12 protein-coding genes are annotated in these 16,117 nt (G+C 55.7%); 9 read left to right on the top strand and 3 right to left on the bottom strand.

Annotated features, from left to right (window positions below; translation table 11 throughout):
* Positions 1 to 9 precede the first annotated feature (9 nt).
* The 4 genes from relA to eno all read left to right on the top strand — a co-directional run bounded on the left by relA (position 10) and on the right by eno (position 6,341).
* A complete protein-coding gene (relA, locus tag ACDO57_RS19025; protein WP_024909268.1) occupies positions 10 to 2,241 on the top strand; it encodes a GTP diphosphokinase in 2,232 nt (743 codons plus the stop codon).
* A gap of 66 nt (positions 2,242 to 2,307) precedes the next feature.
* Positions 2,308 to 3,099: a nucleoside triphosphate pyrophosphohydrolase gene (mazG, locus tag ACDO57_RS19020; RefSeq protein ID WP_370884433.1), complete on the top strand. Its 792-nt coding sequence runs from the start codon at positions 2,308 to 2,310 to the stop codon at positions 3,097 to 3,099.
* A 223-nt stretch (positions 3,100 to 3,322) separates the two neighbouring features.
* Positions 3,323 to 4,960 carry a glutamine hydrolyzing CTP synthase gene (pyrG, locus tag ACDO57_RS19015; RefSeq protein WP_023309013.1) on the top strand — a complete coding sequence of 546 codons (1,638 nt, stop codon included), beginning with the start codon at positions 3,323 to 3,325 and terminating at the stop codon, positions 4,958 to 4,960.
* Positions 4,961 to 5,042: 82 nt separating this feature from the next.
* Positions 5,043 to 6,341 (top strand): phosphopyruvate hydratase, encoded by a 1,299-nt coding sequence (gene eno, locus ACDO57_RS19010; protein WP_024909267.1) that lies wholly within the window; start codon positions 5,043 to 5,045, stop codon positions 6,339 to 6,341.
* 53 nt (positions 6,342 to 6,394) lie between these two features.
* Here eno and ACDO57_RS19005 read toward each other — a convergent pair whose 3' ends face one another.
* Together ACDO57_RS19005 and ACDO57_RS19000 are read right to left on the bottom strand one after the other, a co-directional pair.
* Positions 6,395 to 7,504 (bottom strand): SDR family oxidoreductase, encoded by a 1,110-nt coding sequence (locus tag ACDO57_RS19005; protein WP_024909266.1) that lies wholly within the window; start codon positions 7,502 to 7,504, stop codon positions 6,395 to 6,397.
* A 358-nt stretch (positions 7,505 to 7,862) separates the two neighbouring features.
* Positions 7,863 to 8,687 carry a MurR/RpiR family transcriptional regulator gene (locus ACDO57_RS19000; protein WP_024909265.1) on the bottom strand — a complete coding sequence of 275 codons (825 nt, stop codon included), beginning with the start codon at positions 8,685 to 8,687 and terminating at the stop codon, positions 7,863 to 7,865.
* Positions 8,688 to 8,851: 164 nt separating this feature from the next.
* On the opposite strand from ACDO57_RS19000, the gene ACDO57_RS18995 reads away from it, so the two are divergent.
* The 3 genes from ACDO57_RS18995 to queE are packed head-to-tail and all read left to right on the top strand — an operon-like array spanning position 8,852 to position 11,844.
* Complete coding sequence (locus ACDO57_RS18995; protein WP_370884432.1) at positions 8,852 to 10,411, top strand: maltose/glucose-specific PTS transporter subunit IIC; 1,560 nt, start codon at positions 8,852 to 8,854, stop codon at positions 10,409 to 10,411.
* Complete coding sequence (locus ACDO57_RS18990; protein WP_370884431.1) at positions 10,411 to 11,118, top strand: N-acetylmannosamine-6-phosphate 2-epimerase; 708 nt, start codon at positions 10,411 to 10,413, stop codon at positions 11,116 to 11,118. The genes ACDO57_RS18995 and ACDO57_RS18990 overlap by 1 nt, the downstream gene beginning before the upstream one ends.
* Before the next feature lie 54 nt (positions 11,119 to 11,172).
* Positions 11,173 to 11,844, top strand: coding sequence for a 7-carboxy-7-deazaguanine synthase QueE (gene queE / locus ACDO57_RS18985; RefSeq protein WP_023333236.1), 672 nt, complete (start codon positions 11,173 to 11,175; stop codon positions 11,842 to 11,844).
* An 86-nt stretch (positions 11,845 to 11,930) separates the two neighbouring features.
* Here queE and queD read toward each other — a convergent pair whose 3' ends face one another.
* Positions 11,931 to 12,293, bottom strand: coding sequence for a 6-carboxytetrahydropterin synthase QueD (queD, locus tag ACDO57_RS18980; RefSeq protein ID WP_014885039.1), 363 nt, complete (start codon positions 12,291 to 12,293; stop codon positions 11,931 to 11,933).
* A 306-nt stretch (positions 12,294 to 12,599) separates the two neighbouring features.
* Between queD and cysJ the strand changes: the two genes are divergently transcribed.
* Both cysJ and cysI read left to right on the top strand, forming a co-directional pair.
* Entirely contained in the window at positions 12,600 to 14,405 is a 1,806-nt protein-coding gene (gene cysJ, locus ACDO57_RS18975) for an NADPH-dependent assimilatory sulfite reductase flavoprotein subunit (protein ID WP_370884430.1), read from the top strand.
* Positions 14,405 to 16,117: an assimilatory sulfite reductase (NADPH) hemoprotein subunit gene (gene cysI / locus ACDO57_RS18970; protein ID WP_032648087.1), complete on the top strand. Its 1,713-nt coding sequence runs from the start codon at positions 14,405 to 14,407 to the stop codon at positions 16,115 to 16,117. Before cysJ ends, cysI begins: the two co-directional genes overlap by 1 nt.

Here is a 16,117-nt window from a genome sequence, read left to right as displayed (position 1 = left end):
GAGAGGACAATGGTTGCGGTAAGAAGTGCACATCTCAATAAAGCTGGGGAGTTTGACCCACAAAAATGGATCGCAAGTCTGGGAATTTCCAGCCAGCAGTCGTGTGAACGCTTAACCGAAACCTGGGCCTATTGTCTGCGCACCACGCAGGGGCATCCCGACGCCGATCTTCTCCTGTGGCGCGGCGTGGAGATGGTTGAAATCCTGTCCATGCTGAATATGGACATCGAAACGCTGCAGGCCGCGCTGCTGTTCCCCCTCGCGGATGCGGACGTGGTCAGCGAAGACGTGCTGCGCGACAGCGTCGGGAAATCCGTCGTCGCGCTGATCCACGGCGTGCGCGATATGGCGGCCATCCGCCAGCTCAAAGCCGCGCACACCGATTCCGTCTCCTCAGAACAGGTTGATAACGTTCGCCGGATGCTGCTGGCCATGGTGGATGATTTCCGCTGCGTGGTCATCAAGCTGGCCGAGCGTATTGCCCACCTGCGAGAGGTGAAGGATGCGCCGGAAGACGAGCGCGTGCTCGCCGCCAAAGAGTGTACAAACATCTATGCGCCGCTGGCGAACCGCTTAGGGATTGGTCAGCTGAAATGGGAGCTGGAAGATTACTGCTTCCGCTATCTGCACCCGGCGGAATATAAACGTATTGCCAAACTCCTGCACGAGCGCCGCATCGACCGCGAGCACTATATCGAGGAATTTGTAGGTGGCTTGCGCCAGTCGATGAAAGAAGAGAACGTGCGCGCCGAAGTCTACGGGCGGCCTAAGCATATCTACAGCATCTGGCGCAAAATGCAGAAGAAACACCTCGCCTTTGACGAGCTGTTTGACGTGCGCGCCGTGCGTATCGTGGCGGAGCGTCTGCAGGACTGCTACGCCGCGCTGGGGATAGTGCACACTCACTTCCGTCATCTGCCCGATGAGTTCGATGACTATGTCGCCAACCCCAAACCGAACGGCTATCAGTCTATCCATACCGTGGTGCTTGGCCCAGGCGGCAAAACGGTCGAGATTCAGATCCGCACCAAACAGATGCACGAGGACGCCGAGCTGGGCGTCGCCGCGCACTGGAAATACAAAGAAGGCACGTCCGGCGGGGCGCGTTCAGGCCACGAAGACCGCATTGCCTGGCTGCGCAAGCTGATTGCGTGGCAGGAAGAGATGGCCGACTCCGGCGAGATGCTCGACGAAGTGCGCAGCCAGGTCTTTGATGACCGGGTCTATGTCTTTACCCCGAAAGGGGACGTTGTCGACCTGCCTGCGGGCTCTACGCCGCTCGATTTTGCCTACCACATCCACAGCGATGTGGGGCACCGCTGCATCGGGGCGAAAATCGGCGGACGAATCGTACCGTTCACCTATCAGCTGCAGATGGGTGACCAGATTGAAATCATTACCCAGAAGCAGCCCAACCCGAGCCGGGACTGGCTTAACCCGAACCTGGGATATGTCACCACCAGCCGCGGACGCTCGAAAATTCACGCCTGGTTCCGTAAACAGGATCGTGACAAGAACATCCTTGCTGGTCGTCAGATCCTCGACGACGAGCTGGAGCATATCGGGATAAGCCTGAAAGAGGCGGAGAAATTCCTGCTGCCGCGCTACAACTTCAACGAGCTTGACGAGCTGTTAGCGGCGATCGGCGGCGGTGATATCCGTCTGAATCAGATGGTGAACTTCCTGCAGGCGCAGTTCAATAAGCCAAGCGCGGCAGAGCAGGACGCGGCGGCGCTGAAGCAGCTGCAGCAGAAAACCTACGCACCGCAGCAGCGCAGCAAAGACAATGGCCGCGTGGTGGTCGAGGGCGTGGGCAATCTGATGCACCACATTGCCCGCTGCTGCCAGCCTATTCCGGGCGACGATATCGTCGGCTTTATCACCCAGGGGAGAGGGATTTCGATTCACCGTTCCGACTGCGACCAGCTTGCCGAGCTTCAGTCGCATGCGCCGGAGCGCATCGTGGAAGCAGTCTGGGGTGAGAGCTATTCCGCCGGCTATTCGCTGGTGGTGCGCGTTACCGCCAACGACCGCAGCGGCCTGCTGCGCGACATCACGACTATTCTCGCCAACGAGAAGGTCAACGTGCTGGGCGTCGCCAGCCGCAGCGATACCCGCGAGCAGCTTGCCACCATCGATATGACCATCGAAATCTACAACCTGCAGGTGCTGGGCCGCGTGCTCGGCAAGCTGAACCAGGTGCCGGATGTGATTGACGCGCGTCGTCTGCACGGCGGCTAAACATCCTCTTACGTAGGCCGGGTAAGGCAACGCCGCCACCCGGCATTTTTTCATCAGGACAGTACTATGACTCAAATCGACCGCCTGCTCGGCATCATGAAACGCCTGCGCGACCCGGAAAACGGCTGCCCGTGGGACAAAGAGCAGACTTTCGCCACCATCGCCCCGTACACCCTTGAAGAGACCTACGAGGTGCTGGACGCCATTTCCCGTGAAGATTTTGACGACCTGCGCGGCGAGCTGGGCGATCTGCTGTTCCAGGTGGTGTTCTACGCGCAGATGGCGCAGGAAGAAGGACGCTTTAACTTTGACGATATCTGCGCTGCCATCAGCGACAAGCTTGAGCGCCGTCATCCCCATATTTTTGGCGATGCCACCGCAGGGAACAGCGCCGAGGTGCTGGCCCGCTGGGAGCAGATCAAAAGCGCCGAGCGGGCGGAAAAATCTCAGCACTCGGCGCTGGATGATATTCCGCTGAGCCTGCCCGCGCTGATGCGCGCGCATAAAATCCAGAAACGCTGCTCCGCCGTCGGTTTTGACTGGACCTCCCTCGGCCCGGTGCTGGATAAAGTGCACGAAGAGATTGATGAAGTCATGCACGAAGCGCAGCAGGCGGTGGTGGATGAAGCAAAGCTTGAGGAAGAGATGGGCGACCTGCTGTTTGCGACCGTCAATCTTTCTCGCCACCTGGGTGTAAAAGCGGAAACCGCCCTGCAAAAAGCCAACCTGAAATTCGAACGCCGCTTTCGCGAAGTTGAGCGGATTGTCGCTTTGCGAGGCCTGGAAATGAGCGGTATTGACCTCGAAGCGATGGAAGAAGTCTGGCAGGAAGTAAAGCGCCAGGAATCTGATCTCTAACGAAATTTTGCGATCAAGCGCAATTTGTGTGATTTTTTAAATGACAAGCGCTTGATTTGCGTCAAAAACTTTTACCCAAAAGGGGCTATTTTCTCACTCCTTATGTTTGTCATGGCCTGGAATGGAGACGGAGAATGAAAGTTTGTGGCGCTCGCCGTGTTCGGGTATACTACTTTCCCGTCCTGGTTATTCCATCGTTTCACCCTAACTTCTCAGGTTCAGCATGACAACGAACTATATTTTTGTGACCGGCGGGGTCGTATCCTCTCTGGGTAAAGGCATTGCCGCAGCCTCCCTCGCAGCCATTCTTGAAGCCCGTGGCCTCAATGTGACCATGATGAAACTGGATCCGTACATCAACGTCGATCCGGGCACCATGAGCCCAATCCAACACGGGGAAGTGTTCGTTACTGAAGACGGCGCTGAAACCGATCTGGATCTTGGCCACTACGAGCGTTTCATCCGCACCAAAATGACCCGTCGTAACAACTTCACGACTGGCCGTATCTACTCCGACGTTCTGCGTAAAGAGCGTCGTGGTGATTATCTGGGTGCCACCGTTCAGGTTATCCCGCACATCACTAACGCCATCAAAGAACGCATTGTTGCGGGTGGCGAAGGCCACGACGTGGTGCTGGTTGAAATCGGCGGTACCGTGGGTGATATCGAATCTCTGCCATTCCTGGAAGCGATTCGTCAGCTGGCGGTAGATATTGGCCGTGAACACGCGCTGTTCATGCACCTGACCCTGGTGCCGTACATGGCCGCTGCAGGTGAAGTGAAAACCAAACCGACTCAGCACTCTGTTAAAGAACTGCTCTCCATTGGTATTCAGCCAGACATCCTGGTTTGCCGCTCCGATCGCGCGGTTCCGGCGAACGAACGTGCGAAAATTGCATTGTTCTGTAACGTGCCTGAAAAAGCCGTTATTTCAATGAAAGATGTCGATTCCATTTATAAAATCCCGGGCCTGTTGAAATCGCAGGGCCTGGACGATTATATTTGTAAACGATTCAGCTTGAACTGTCCGGAAGCTAACCTGTCTGAATGGGAACAGGTTATTTATGAAGAAGCCAACCCGGCAGGCGAAGTGACTATCGGTATGGTCGGCAAGTACATTGAACTGCCGGATGCCTATAAGTCAGTGATCGAAGCGCTGAAACACGGTGGTCTGAAGAACCGTGTCTCCGTGAACATCAAGCTGATTGATTCTCAGGATGTTGAAACGCGTGGCGTTGAAATCCTGAAAGATCTGGATGCTATCCTTATCCCTGGCGGCTTCGGCTACCGTGGTGTAGAAGGCAAGATCGCCACCGCGCGCTATGCGCGTGAAAACAATATTCCATACCTCGGCATCTGCCTGGGTATGCAGGTTGCGCTGATCGAATTTGCGCGCAACGTAGCGGGAATGGAAAACGCGAACTCTACGGAATTTGTGCCAGACTGTAAGTACCCTGTGGTGGCGCTTATCACTGAATGGCGTGACGAAGAAGGTAACGTCGAAGTCCGTACCGAGAAGAGCGATCTGGGTGGCACCATGCGTCTTGGCGCACAGGCCTGCCAGCTGTCTGACGATAGCGTGGTTCGCAAGCTGTATGGCGAGCCGGTCATCACCGAGCGCCATCGTCACCGCTATGAAGTCAACAACATGTTGTTGAAACCTATTGAAGCCGCGGGCCTGCGTGTTGCGGGACGCTCCGGGGATGATCAGTTAGTCGAGATCATTGAAGTGCCAAACCATCCGTGGTTTGTCGCCTGCCAGTTCCACCCGGAATTTACTTCAACGCCACGCGACGGGCATCCGCTGTTTGCAGGCTTCGTGAAGGCCGCCAGCGACTACCAGAAGCGTCAGGCGAAGTAAAAAAAGTTAGAACGGCAACGCGTACCTTTGGTACGCGTTGTTTGTCTGGAGTTTTAGTTTAACTTGTACTGAGGAAAATCTAATGTCCAAAATCGTTAAAGTCATCGGTCGTGAAATCATCGACTCCCGTGGTAACCCGACCGTTGAAGCCGAAGTTCACCTGGAAGGTGGTTTCGTTGGTATGGCTGCTGCTCCATCAGGTGCTTCTACCGGTTCCCGCGAAGCGCTGGAACTGCGCGATGGCGACAAATCTCGCTTCCTGGGTAAAGGCGTACTGAAAGCGGTTGGCGCTGTAAACGGTCCTATTGCTCAGGCAATCATTGGCAAAGACGCCAAAGACCAGGCTGGCATCGACAAGATCATGATCGATCTGGACGGTACTGAAAACAAATCTAACTTCGGTGCGAACGCAATCCTGGCAGTTTCCCTGGCGAACGCCAAAGCGGCTGCGGCTGCTAAAGGTATGCCACTGTTCGAGCACATTGCTGAACTGAACGGCACCCCAGGCAAATACTCCATGCCTGTACCAATGATGAACATCATCAACGGTGGTGAGCACGCAGACAACAACGTTGATATTCAGGAATTCATGATTCAGCCAGTTGGCGCGAAATCCCTGAAAGAAGCGGTACGTATGGGTTCTGAAGTGTTCCACAACCTGGCTAAAGTTCTGAAAGCCAAAGGTATGAACACGGCTGTTGGTGACGAAGGTGGCTATGCGCCAAACCTGGGTTCTAACGCAGAAGCACTGGCTGTTATCGCAGAAGCAGTAAAAGCTGCAGGCTACGAGCTGGGCAAAGACATCACCCTGGCGATGGACTGCGCAGCATCTGAATTCTACAAAGACGGTAAATACGTTCTGGCTGGCGAAGGCAACAAAGCGTTCACCTCCGAAGAGTTCACTCACTTCCTGGAAGACCTGACCAAACAGTACCCAATCGTGTCTATCGAAGACGGTCTGGACGAGTCTGACTGGGCTGGCTTCGCATACCAGACTAAAGTACTGGGCGACAAAATCCAGCTGGTTGGTGACGACCTGTTCGTAACCAACACCAAGATCCTGAAAGAAGGCATCGAGAAAGGCATCGTTAACTCCATCCTGATCAAATTCAACCAGATCGGTTCTCTGACCGAAACTCTGGCTGCGATCAAAATGGCGAAAGACGCTGGCTACACCGCTGTTATCTCTCACCGTTCTGGCGAAACTGAAGACGCTACCATTGCCGACCTGGCTGTGGGTACCGCTGCAGGCCAGATCAAAACTGGTTCTATGAGCCGTTCTGACCGTGTTGCTAAATACAACCAGCTGATTCGTATCGAAGAAGCGCTGGGCGAAAAAGCACCATACAACGGTCGTAAAGAGATCAAAGGCCAGGCATAATCGCCTAAGCCTTAAAACGAAAATGCCAGTCGAATGACTGGCATTTTTTTTGGCTATTTAAAATCAACCGCCATTTGCTCCGGAATGGTCAGCCCCTGAGTGGTTTGCACGCAGCGGGCGATATAATCCGTAAACCGGGGTGGCTTCGGCATCCCCATGCTCAGCAGCTTATCGTTGCTGAAGCGCACGTTAAGCGTGGCAAACGCACCGTATAACCGCATGGCTTTCAGCATCAGACGTTCGTTGCACGGCCCAAAAATATGTTTCAGCTCGCGACGCATTCTGACCAGCGTTTCGTAGCTGACCTGCGCATACTTATCACCGACGGGGGCTTTCTCCAGCGCCTGCGCCATCGCCTGATCGATATCCGCAAAGCGAACGCTGTTCTCTTCTCCCGCAGAAATGTGTACCACTTCTCCCGGACGCGCGTTGCTGTTGAGCAGCATTAACATCGCGTCGGCGCAATAATCCACCGGAACAACGTCGATCCGGTCTTCCATTGAGCACATAAATTTTTGCAGCATCAGGCCCATGCTAAAGACCCAGAAAATGCTGCTCGACGGTGTGCAACCGTGACGGGTATGGCCGACGACGATGGATGGACGGGCGATGAGCAGCGGCAGGTTCGGACACTCCTGGCGCATCAGCTGTTCGATGGTTGACTTCGAAAACGTGTATTCCACCAGGTGTTCAGCATTCTCTCTGAATTCAGCGCTTTCGGCTACCAGGGAATCCTGCTCCGGCGTGCATGACATCGCGGTGCCAACATGGAGGAAACGCTGCAGTCCTGTGACCTGCTCCATACGGCGCGCCAGCGCGAGCGTACCTTCAACGTTGACCTTCCAGATCAGCGGGTTGTTACCAAATGAGGCGACGGCCGCACAGTTCACGACATGCGTGACCCGATCCAGACGGGGATCGCTGAGAAAGGCTTCAGGCTGGCTGAGGTCGCCAATCAGGATATTATCCACCGTCAGGGAGGCCAGTTTGTCCTCAGGAACGTTGAACTTGCGCATATTCTCCAGCACGCGCTCCAGCCCGCTCTGCGGATCGCCGGCACGCGCGAGCAAAAGGAGTTCTACGGATTGATCGTTGGTCAGGATTTTTTCAAGAACTGCACCGCCCAGAAATCCGGTCACGCCTGTAATCAATAACATCTTCATTAATACCGTCTCATTATGATTGATGAGGCGGATTGTAGGCGCGCAAAAGTAAACGGCATTTAAATAATAAATCGCCGAAACCGACAGCATCTTAAGCTTATTTTAAGGAAAGGAAATCGGGCGGATATTTTGGACATTAGCGGAAGGGTAAAAATTCACTCTAATAAAATTTAAATTTTAACTTATTGAATTTAATGTTTTTTATAGAGGTGCTTCCGAACGGTAAACTTAATTCAAAATGTAATAAATATAATAATTTGTTACACCAAACATTTATCAAATAAATGATTTAAACGCCACTTAACTAAAATCAGACGGCATAAATCGCAGGCTATTTTATTTAGCCTGCGAAGGATTTTTAGAGTAACAGAGGAAGCGTAGCGCTGGCTGTTTGTTGGCTAACGTCGCCGTAATGACCATCCAGCGCAATCATGGACGTGGTCAGCAGCTCGACCAGCAGCATCACCCCAACCTTAGCATTGAGTGCGCCAGCGCTAAGGGGTCCCTCTGGTTTGGCAGCCACCAGCAGCATGTCGCTCAGGGACGCCAGAGGGCTGCGGGGCGTATTGCTGAGTGCCAGAACCTTAACGCCGCGCTTGCGGGCAAGCTTCACCACGTGGAGTAAATCCCGCGTTGAACCCGAACTGGAGATGGCCACAACCAGCGTCTCTTTCGAAAGCGTTGTCGCATTCATGGCCGCGCGGTGCATATCGCTAAACAGCTGTGCGGGTTTGCCCAGACGCAACAGCTTGTAGTGCAGATACTCCCCAAGGATCGCGCTGGCCGCGACGCCATAAATTTGCACGGATTGTGCCTGGTGCAGCGCCAGCGCCGCCTTTTCAAGCAGCGTGCGGTCGAGGAGTCTGGCGGTATCCTGCAAAGCCTGCACCGACTCATCCACGACGTTATCAATCTCATCTCCCGCCTGACGCGCGGGCTGGCCCTGCTGAATATCCAGCGCAAGCGCCATTTTAAATTCGTTATAGCCTTTGCAGCCCAGCGTACGGCAAAGACGCGTGACGCTGGCCTCGCTGGTGTGGCTCTCGCGCGCCAGCTCGGTGATCGTCAGGTAGAGCACCCGGGCAGGATCGCTGAGGACAAATTCACCGAGTTTTTGTTGTGTTGGGCTGTACCCGGAAGCCTCCTGGCGTAGCTTCAGCAGCAGGTTTTCATGGTCTGACATGCTCGATCCTTAATGCGTTTCTCTGCGACTAGTGTGGCGGAAAGCGGGGGAAAGATGCCAGTCATTTTGAAAAAGTATGATCGTCGTCCTGGTTTTTGATGATAATTTTCACTATTAAATATTATATGGTAAAAATTTTCATCGTTTAATGGGGGGATGAAAAAATGATGCAAATATTCAGTGGGGCTTCTTCAGGGGGATGGTTTGAAAAAGCGCAGCGCTTTGGCAAATCCTTTATGTTGCCGATTGCCGTGTTGCCTGCGGCGGGTCTGCTGCTGGGGATAGGCGGCGCGTTATCGAATCCCAATACGCTGGCGGCTTATCCGTTTTTAGATGTGGGCTGGCTTCAGGCCATTTTCACCATCATGAGCAGCGCAGGATCCATCGTGTTTGCGAACCTCTCGGTGCTGTTTGCCGTTGGGGTGGCCGTAGGGCTGGCAAAAAGCGATAAGGGTACGGCCGGGCTGGCGGCATTACTCGCGTTTCTGGTGATGAATGCCACCATTAACGCGCTGCTGATCCTCACCGGCAAACTGGCGCACGACAACCCGGGCGCCGTGGGGCAGGGCATGACGCTGGGCATTCAGACGCTGGAAACCGGTGTGTTTGGCGGCGTGGTGATTGGTCTGGTGACCTGCACGCTCCATCATCGGTTTAATAAAATAGCGCTTCCGCAGTTCCTCGGATTCTTTGGCGGCTCGCGCTTTGTTCCTATTATCAGCTCGCTGGCGGCGATCCTCGTCGGTGCACTCATGACCGTGGTCTGGCCGCATTTCCAGAAGCTGATTTTTGGTCTGGGCGGGCTGGTGGATGCCACCGGCTATCTGGGCACCCTGCTGTACGGCTTTATTCTCCGCATGCTGGGCCCGTTTGGTTTGCACCACATCTTCTATCTGCCGTTCTGGACCACCGCGCTTGGCGGCAGTGAAATCGTCAACGGTCATCTGGTGGAAGGCACGCAGCGGATCTTCTTCGCCCAACTGGCCGATCCTACCACGCGTCAGTTTTACGAAGGCACGTCACGCTTCATGTCCGGGCGCTTTATTACGATGATGTTTGGCCTGCTCGGCGCGTGCCTGGCGATGTACCACACGGCAAAACCCGAGAACAAAAAGCGCGTTGCCGGACTGCTGCTTTCTGCCGCGTTAACCTCGTTCCTGACCGGGATTACCGAGCCTATCGAATTCTCGTTCCTGTTTATTGCACCGGTGCTTTACGTCATTCATGCGCTGTTTGACGGGCTGGCGTTCATGCTTGCACACATGCTGCATATCACCATCGGGCAAACCTTCTCCGGCGGTTTTATCGACTTCGTGCTGTTCGGCATTTTGCAGGGGGAGGCCAAAACCAACTGGATGTTCGTTCCGCTGGTCGGCGTGCCATGGTTCTTCCTTTACTACTTCACCTTCCGCTACCTGATTAACCGCTTTGATTTTGCTACGCCGGGTCGGGAAAAGGAGGCGATGGCTGACGACGTCAGTCTGCCGCAAAACGAACGCGCTGCTGCGGTGATCGCCGGATTAGGCGGAAAAGACAATCTTGAAGAGGTGGACTGCTGCGCCACGCGTCTTCGCGTCACGGTGAAGGACGGCAGCAAGGTGAATGACGCGGCGCTGAAAGCCACCGGGGCGCGCGGCGTTATCGTGCGCGGTAACGGTGTTCAGGTCATTTATGGCCCGCATGTCACGATTATCAAAAACGAAGTGGAAGAGATCTTATCGTAATGAAAACTGTACTGGATAACCTGAAGGGAAAACTGGTCGTCTCCTGTCAGGCGCTGGAGAATGAACCGCTGCATAGCCCGTTTATTATGTCGCGGATGGCGCTGGCGGCGGCGCAGGGCGGGGCCGCTGCAATTCGTGCCAACAGCGTGGTAGATATCGAGGCCATTAAGCAGCAGGTCTCTTTGCCGGTCATCGGCATCATCAAACGGGATTACCCGGAAAGCGAGGTGTTTATCACCGCCACGATGAAAGAGGTGGATGAGCTCATGACCGTCTCTCCGGAAATCATTGCGCTTGATGCGACGGCGCGGGAGCGTCCCGGCGGAGAATCCCTGGAAACGCTGGTCTCGCGCATCCGCTCACGCTATCCCGCGGTGCTGCTGATGGCGGATATCGCCTCCGTGGACGAAGCCGTGACGGCGCAGGCGCTGGGCTTTGACTGCGTCGGCACCACGCTTTACGGCTACACGGCGGAAACCGAGGGTCATACATTGCCTGACAACGACTGCACGTTCCTGAAAGCGGTGCTGGCGGCCGTGACGGTTCCCGTGGTTGCCGAAGGCAACGTGGATACGCCTGAACGCGCGGCCAGATGCCTGGCGCTGGGCGCGCATACGGTCGTCGTCGGCGGTGCGATCACCCGCCCACAGCAAATCACGGAACGGTTTATGGCGGCGATTGGCGCGCAAAGCACCGATGGAGCATGACCATCCGGCGGGGATCTGCGATACTTATCGTTTATCCCCTTTACTGAGATGACTATGCAGTACCCGATTAACGAGATGTTCCAGACCCTGCAAGGCGAGGGTTACTTTACCGGCGTTCCCGCTATTTTCATTCGTTTACAGGGATGCCCGGTTGGCTGTGCCTGGTGTGATACCAAACATACGTGGGATAAGCTCGCAGATCGGGAAGTGTCGCTGTTTAGCATTCTGGCGAAAACCAAAGAGAGCGATAAGTGGGGCGCGGGCAGTTCCGAAGATCTGCTGGCCATTATTGGTCGTCAGGGCTGGACGGCGCGCCACGTTGTGATCACCGGCGGTGAACCCTGCATCCACGATCTGACTCCGCTGACCGAGCTGCTCGAAAAGAACGGCTACAGCTGCCAGATTGAAACCAGCGGCACCCATGAAGTGCGCTGTTCACACACGACCTGGGTGACGGTATCGCCAAAAGTGAATATGCGCGGCGGGTATGACGTGCTGTCTCAGGCGCTGGAACGCGCGGATGAGATTAAGCACCCGGTAGGGCGCGTGCGTGATATCGAAGCGCTGGATGAACTGCTGGCCACGCTGACAGATGAAAAGCAGCGCGTCATTGCGCTTCAGCCGATCAGCCAGAAAGATGACGCGACGCGCCTGTGCATTGAAACCTGCATTGCGCGCAACTGGCGCCTGTCGATGCAGACGCACAAGTATCTGAATATTGCATAAAAAAAGCCCGGTGGCGCGAGCGCTTACCGGGCCTATGGTTCGATGCTCTTGTAGGCCGGGCAAGCGTCAGCGCCACCCGGCAAGCATCACTCTCCGCGATACACGCAGCCTGCCGTGCAGGTCTCTTTGATCATCACCGCGCTCAGCAGCGGTACCAGCGGCTTCATCTGATCCCAAATCCATTTTGCCAGCACTTCACTGGTCGGGTTTTCAAGGCCCGGGATCTCATTCAGGTAGTAGTGATCCAGACGATCGTAGGTCGGCTTAAACGCCGCCTTCAGCTCGGCAAAATCCATGATCCAACCGGTATGCGGATCAACTTCACCGGTGATCTCAAGACGCACCATGAACGAATGCCCGTGCAGACGGCCGCATTTATGTCCTTCTGGGACATGCGGAAGGTGGTGGGCGGCTTCGAAGGTGAAATCTTTAAACAGTGTGGTGGACATGATCGCTCTCAGTAATGCGGAAAAAACCGCCGCATAGTACCGGAAAGCACAATTTTTAGCATTAACTAAAACGGCTCTGAGCGGCAACCGCCTCGTATTCAGGGTGTTTATCGCTATTTGTTCTTTTATTTCATAATGTTATTTAATCGGTTTTATCGCTAAGCATGACAACCAAAACAGGTTAGTCCATTTGGTTATTTATTATTTCCATCCCTTCTTTAATTGTTATTATCCTCGCCGTTAACCTTATCTTCAGTTTGGATTTATTCGCTTAAAGTCCGCTTGGCTACTGGAACATAACGACGCATGACAACACAGGCCCCACCTTCAAATTTGCTTCCCCTGAACCCGGAGCAACTGGCGCGCCTTCAGGCTGCCACCTCTGATTTTTCTCCCACTCAGCTTGCCTGGGTCTCCGGTTATTTCTGGGGAATGCTCAATCAGCAGCCTGGCGCTGTGGCGGGTGCACCGGTAACGGCCGTTGAAATTCCGGCCATTACCCTGATTTCCGCCTCGCAGACGGGCAATGCCCGCCGCGTGGCCGAGGCGCTGCGTGACGACCTGCTGGCCGCCAAACTGAACGTGAACCTGGTCAACGCCGGGGATTATAAATTCAAACAAATCGCGTCAGAAAAACTGCTGGTGGTGGTTGCCTCTACGCAGGGTGAAGGTGAACCCGCTGAAGAAGCGGTGGCCCTGCACAAGTTCCTGTTCTCGAAAAAAGCGCCGAAGCTGGATGGCACGGCGTTTGCCGTGTTTGGCCTGGGCGATACCTCCTATGAATTCTTCTGCCAGTCCGGCAAAGACTTCGACAGCAAGCTGGCGGAGCTGGGCGCGGAGCGCCTGCTGGACCGCGTTGACGCGGATGTCGAATACCAGGCCGCCGCCGCCGAATGGCGCGCCCGCATCGTTGAGGTGCTAAAAGCGCGCGTGCCGAAAGAGACGTCGTCGCAGGCCGCGTTCACCGCGATGGGTGCTGTTAACGACATCCACACCAGCCCGTACACCAAAGAGGCGCCGCTGACGGCGAGCCTGTCGGTGAACCAGAAAATTACCGGCCGCGATTCAGAAAAAGATGTGCGCCATATCGAAATCGATCTGGGCGACTCGGGCCTGCGCTATCAGCCTGGCGATGCGCTGGGCGTCTGGTATCAGAACGATCCGGCGCTGGTGAAAGAACTGGTTGAGCTGCTGTGGCTGAAAGGCGACGAGCCTGTCACCGTTGACGGCAAAACCCAGCCGCTTTCAGAGGCGCTGCAGTGGCATTTCGAACTGACGGTGAACACCCCGAATATCGTCGAAAATTATGCCACCTTGACGCGCAGCGAATCCCTGCTGCCGCTGGTGGGCGACAAGGCGAAACTTCAGCATTACGCCGCGACGACGCCGATTGTCGATATGGTGCGCTTCTCTCCGGCTCAGCTGGATGCTGATGCGCTGATCGGTCTGCTGCGCCCGCTCACCCCGCGCCTCTACTCCATCGCCTCTTCCCAGGCTGAAGTGGAGAGTGAAGTGCATATTACCGTCGGCGTGGTGCGCTACGATATCGAAGGCCGCGCCCGCACGGGTGGGGCATCAGGCTTCCTGGCGGATCGCGTCGAAGAAGAGGGCGAAGTGCGCGTCTTTATCGAGCACAACGACAATTTCCGCCTGCCGGCAAACCCGGAAACCCCGGTCATCATGATTGGCCCGGGCACCGGCATTGCGCCGTTCCGCGCCTTCATGCAGCAGCGCGCGGCAGACGGCGCGCCGGGTAAAAACTGGCTGTTCTTTGGCAACCCGCACTTTACCGAAGATTTCCTCTACCAGGTTGAGTGGCAGCGCTATGTGAAAGAAGGCGTACTGACCCGCATCGACCTGGCCTGGTCCCGCGACCAGAAAGAAAAAGTATACGTACAAGACAAGCTGCGCGCACAGGGCGCAGAGCTGTGGCGCTGGATCAATGACGGTGCCCACATTTATGTCTGCGGCGACGCCAATCGTATGGCGAAAGACGTTGAGCAGGCACTGCTGGAAGTGATTGCCGAATTCGGCGGTATGGATGCCGAAGCGGCAGACGAATTTTTAAGTGAGCTGCGCGTTGAGCGCCGTTATCAGCGAGATGTCTACTAATGAGCGAAAAACATCCAGGGCCACTGGTGGTCGAAGGTAAACTGACAGACGCCGAGCGCATGAAGCTGGAAAGCAACTATCTGCGTGGCACCATTGCTGAAGATCTGAATGACGGTCTCACCGGCGGTTTCAAAGGCGACAACTTCCTGCTGATCCGTTTCCACGGCATGTACCAGCAGGACGACCGCGACATCCGCGCCGAGCGTGCAGAACAGAAGCTGGAGCCGCGTCACGCGATGTTGCTGCGCTGCCGTCTGCCGGGCGGGGTGATTACCACCAAACAGTGGCAGGCGATCGACAAGTTTGCCGGTGAGAACACGATCTACGGCAGCATCCGTCTGACCAACCGTCAGACCTTCCAGTTCCACGGTATTCTGAAGAAGAACGTCAAGCCGGTGCACCAGATGCTGCACTCCGTTGGGCTGGACGCGCTGGCGACCGCCAACGACATGAACCGTAACGTGCTTTGCACCTCGAATCCGTATGAATCCGAGCTGCATGCCGAAGCGTACGAGTGGGCGAAGAAGATCTCCGAGCACCTGCTGCCGCGCACGCGCGCCTATGCGGAGATCTGGCTCGATCAGGAAAAAGTCGCCACCACCGACGAAGAGCCGATCCTTGGCCAGACCTACCTGCCGCGTAAGTTTAAAACCACGGTCGTTATTCCACCGCAGAACGATATCGACCTGCACGCCAACGACATGAACTTCGTGGCGATTGCCGAAAACGGCAAGCTGATTGGCTTTAACCTGCTGGTGGGCGGCGGCCTCTCCATTGAGCACGGTAACAAGAAAACCTACGCCCGCACCGCAAGCGAGTTCGGCTTCCTGCCGCTGGAGCACACGCTGGCCGTGGCGGAAGCGGTAGTGACCACTCAGCGCGACTGGGGCAACCGTACCGACCGTAAAAACGCGAAAACCAAATACACCCTGGAGCGCGTGGGCGTTGAGACGTTCAAAGCGGAAGTGGAGCGTCGTGCGGGTATCAAATTCGAGCCGATCCGCCCTTACGAATTCACCGGTCGCGGCGATCGCATCGGCTGGGTGAAGGGCATCGATAATAAATGGCACCTGACGCTGTTTATCGAAAACGGCCGTATTCTGGATTATCCGGGCCGTCCGCTGAAAACCGGTCTGCTGGAAATTGCTAAGATCCATAAAGGCGAGTTCCGCATTACCGCTAACCAGAATCTCATTATTGCCGGCGTGCCGGAGAGCCAGAAGGCGAAGATCGAGAAGCTGGCGCGCGATCACGGGTTAATGGATGCGGTGAAGCCGCAGCGTGAAAACTCAATGGCCTGCGTGTCGTTCCCGACCTGTCCGCTGGCGATGGCCGAAGCGGAGCGTTTCCTGCCGTCATTTACTGACAAGGTAGAAGCGATTCTGGAAAAACACGGTATTCCGGACGAGCATATTGTTATGCGCGTCACCGGCTGCCCGAACGGCTGCGGCCGCGCGATGCTGGCCGAGCTGGGTCTGGTGGGGAAAGCGCCGGGGCGTTATAACCTGCACCTGGGCGGTAACCGAATCGGTACGCGCATCCCGCGTATGTTCCGCGAGAACATCACCGAGCCGGAAATTCTTGATTCCATCGACGAGCTTGTCGGGCGCTGGGCGAAAGAGCGCGAAGCGGGTGAAGGCTTCGGCGACTTTACGGTGCGTGCGGGCATCATTCGCCCGGTGCTCGATCCCGCAAGGGATTTCTGGGAGTAA

The sequence above is a fragment of the Enterobacter cloacae complex sp. 2015409 genome (assembly GCF_041365315.1).
In the GTDB taxonomy this organism is placed as follows: domain Bacteria; phylum Pseudomonadota; class Gammaproteobacteria; order Enterobacterales; family Enterobacteriaceae; genus Enterobacter; species Enterobacter pseudoroggenkampii.
Note: the sequence above shows the minus strand (reverse complement) of the source record. Positions and strands in the feature narration are given on the sequence as shown.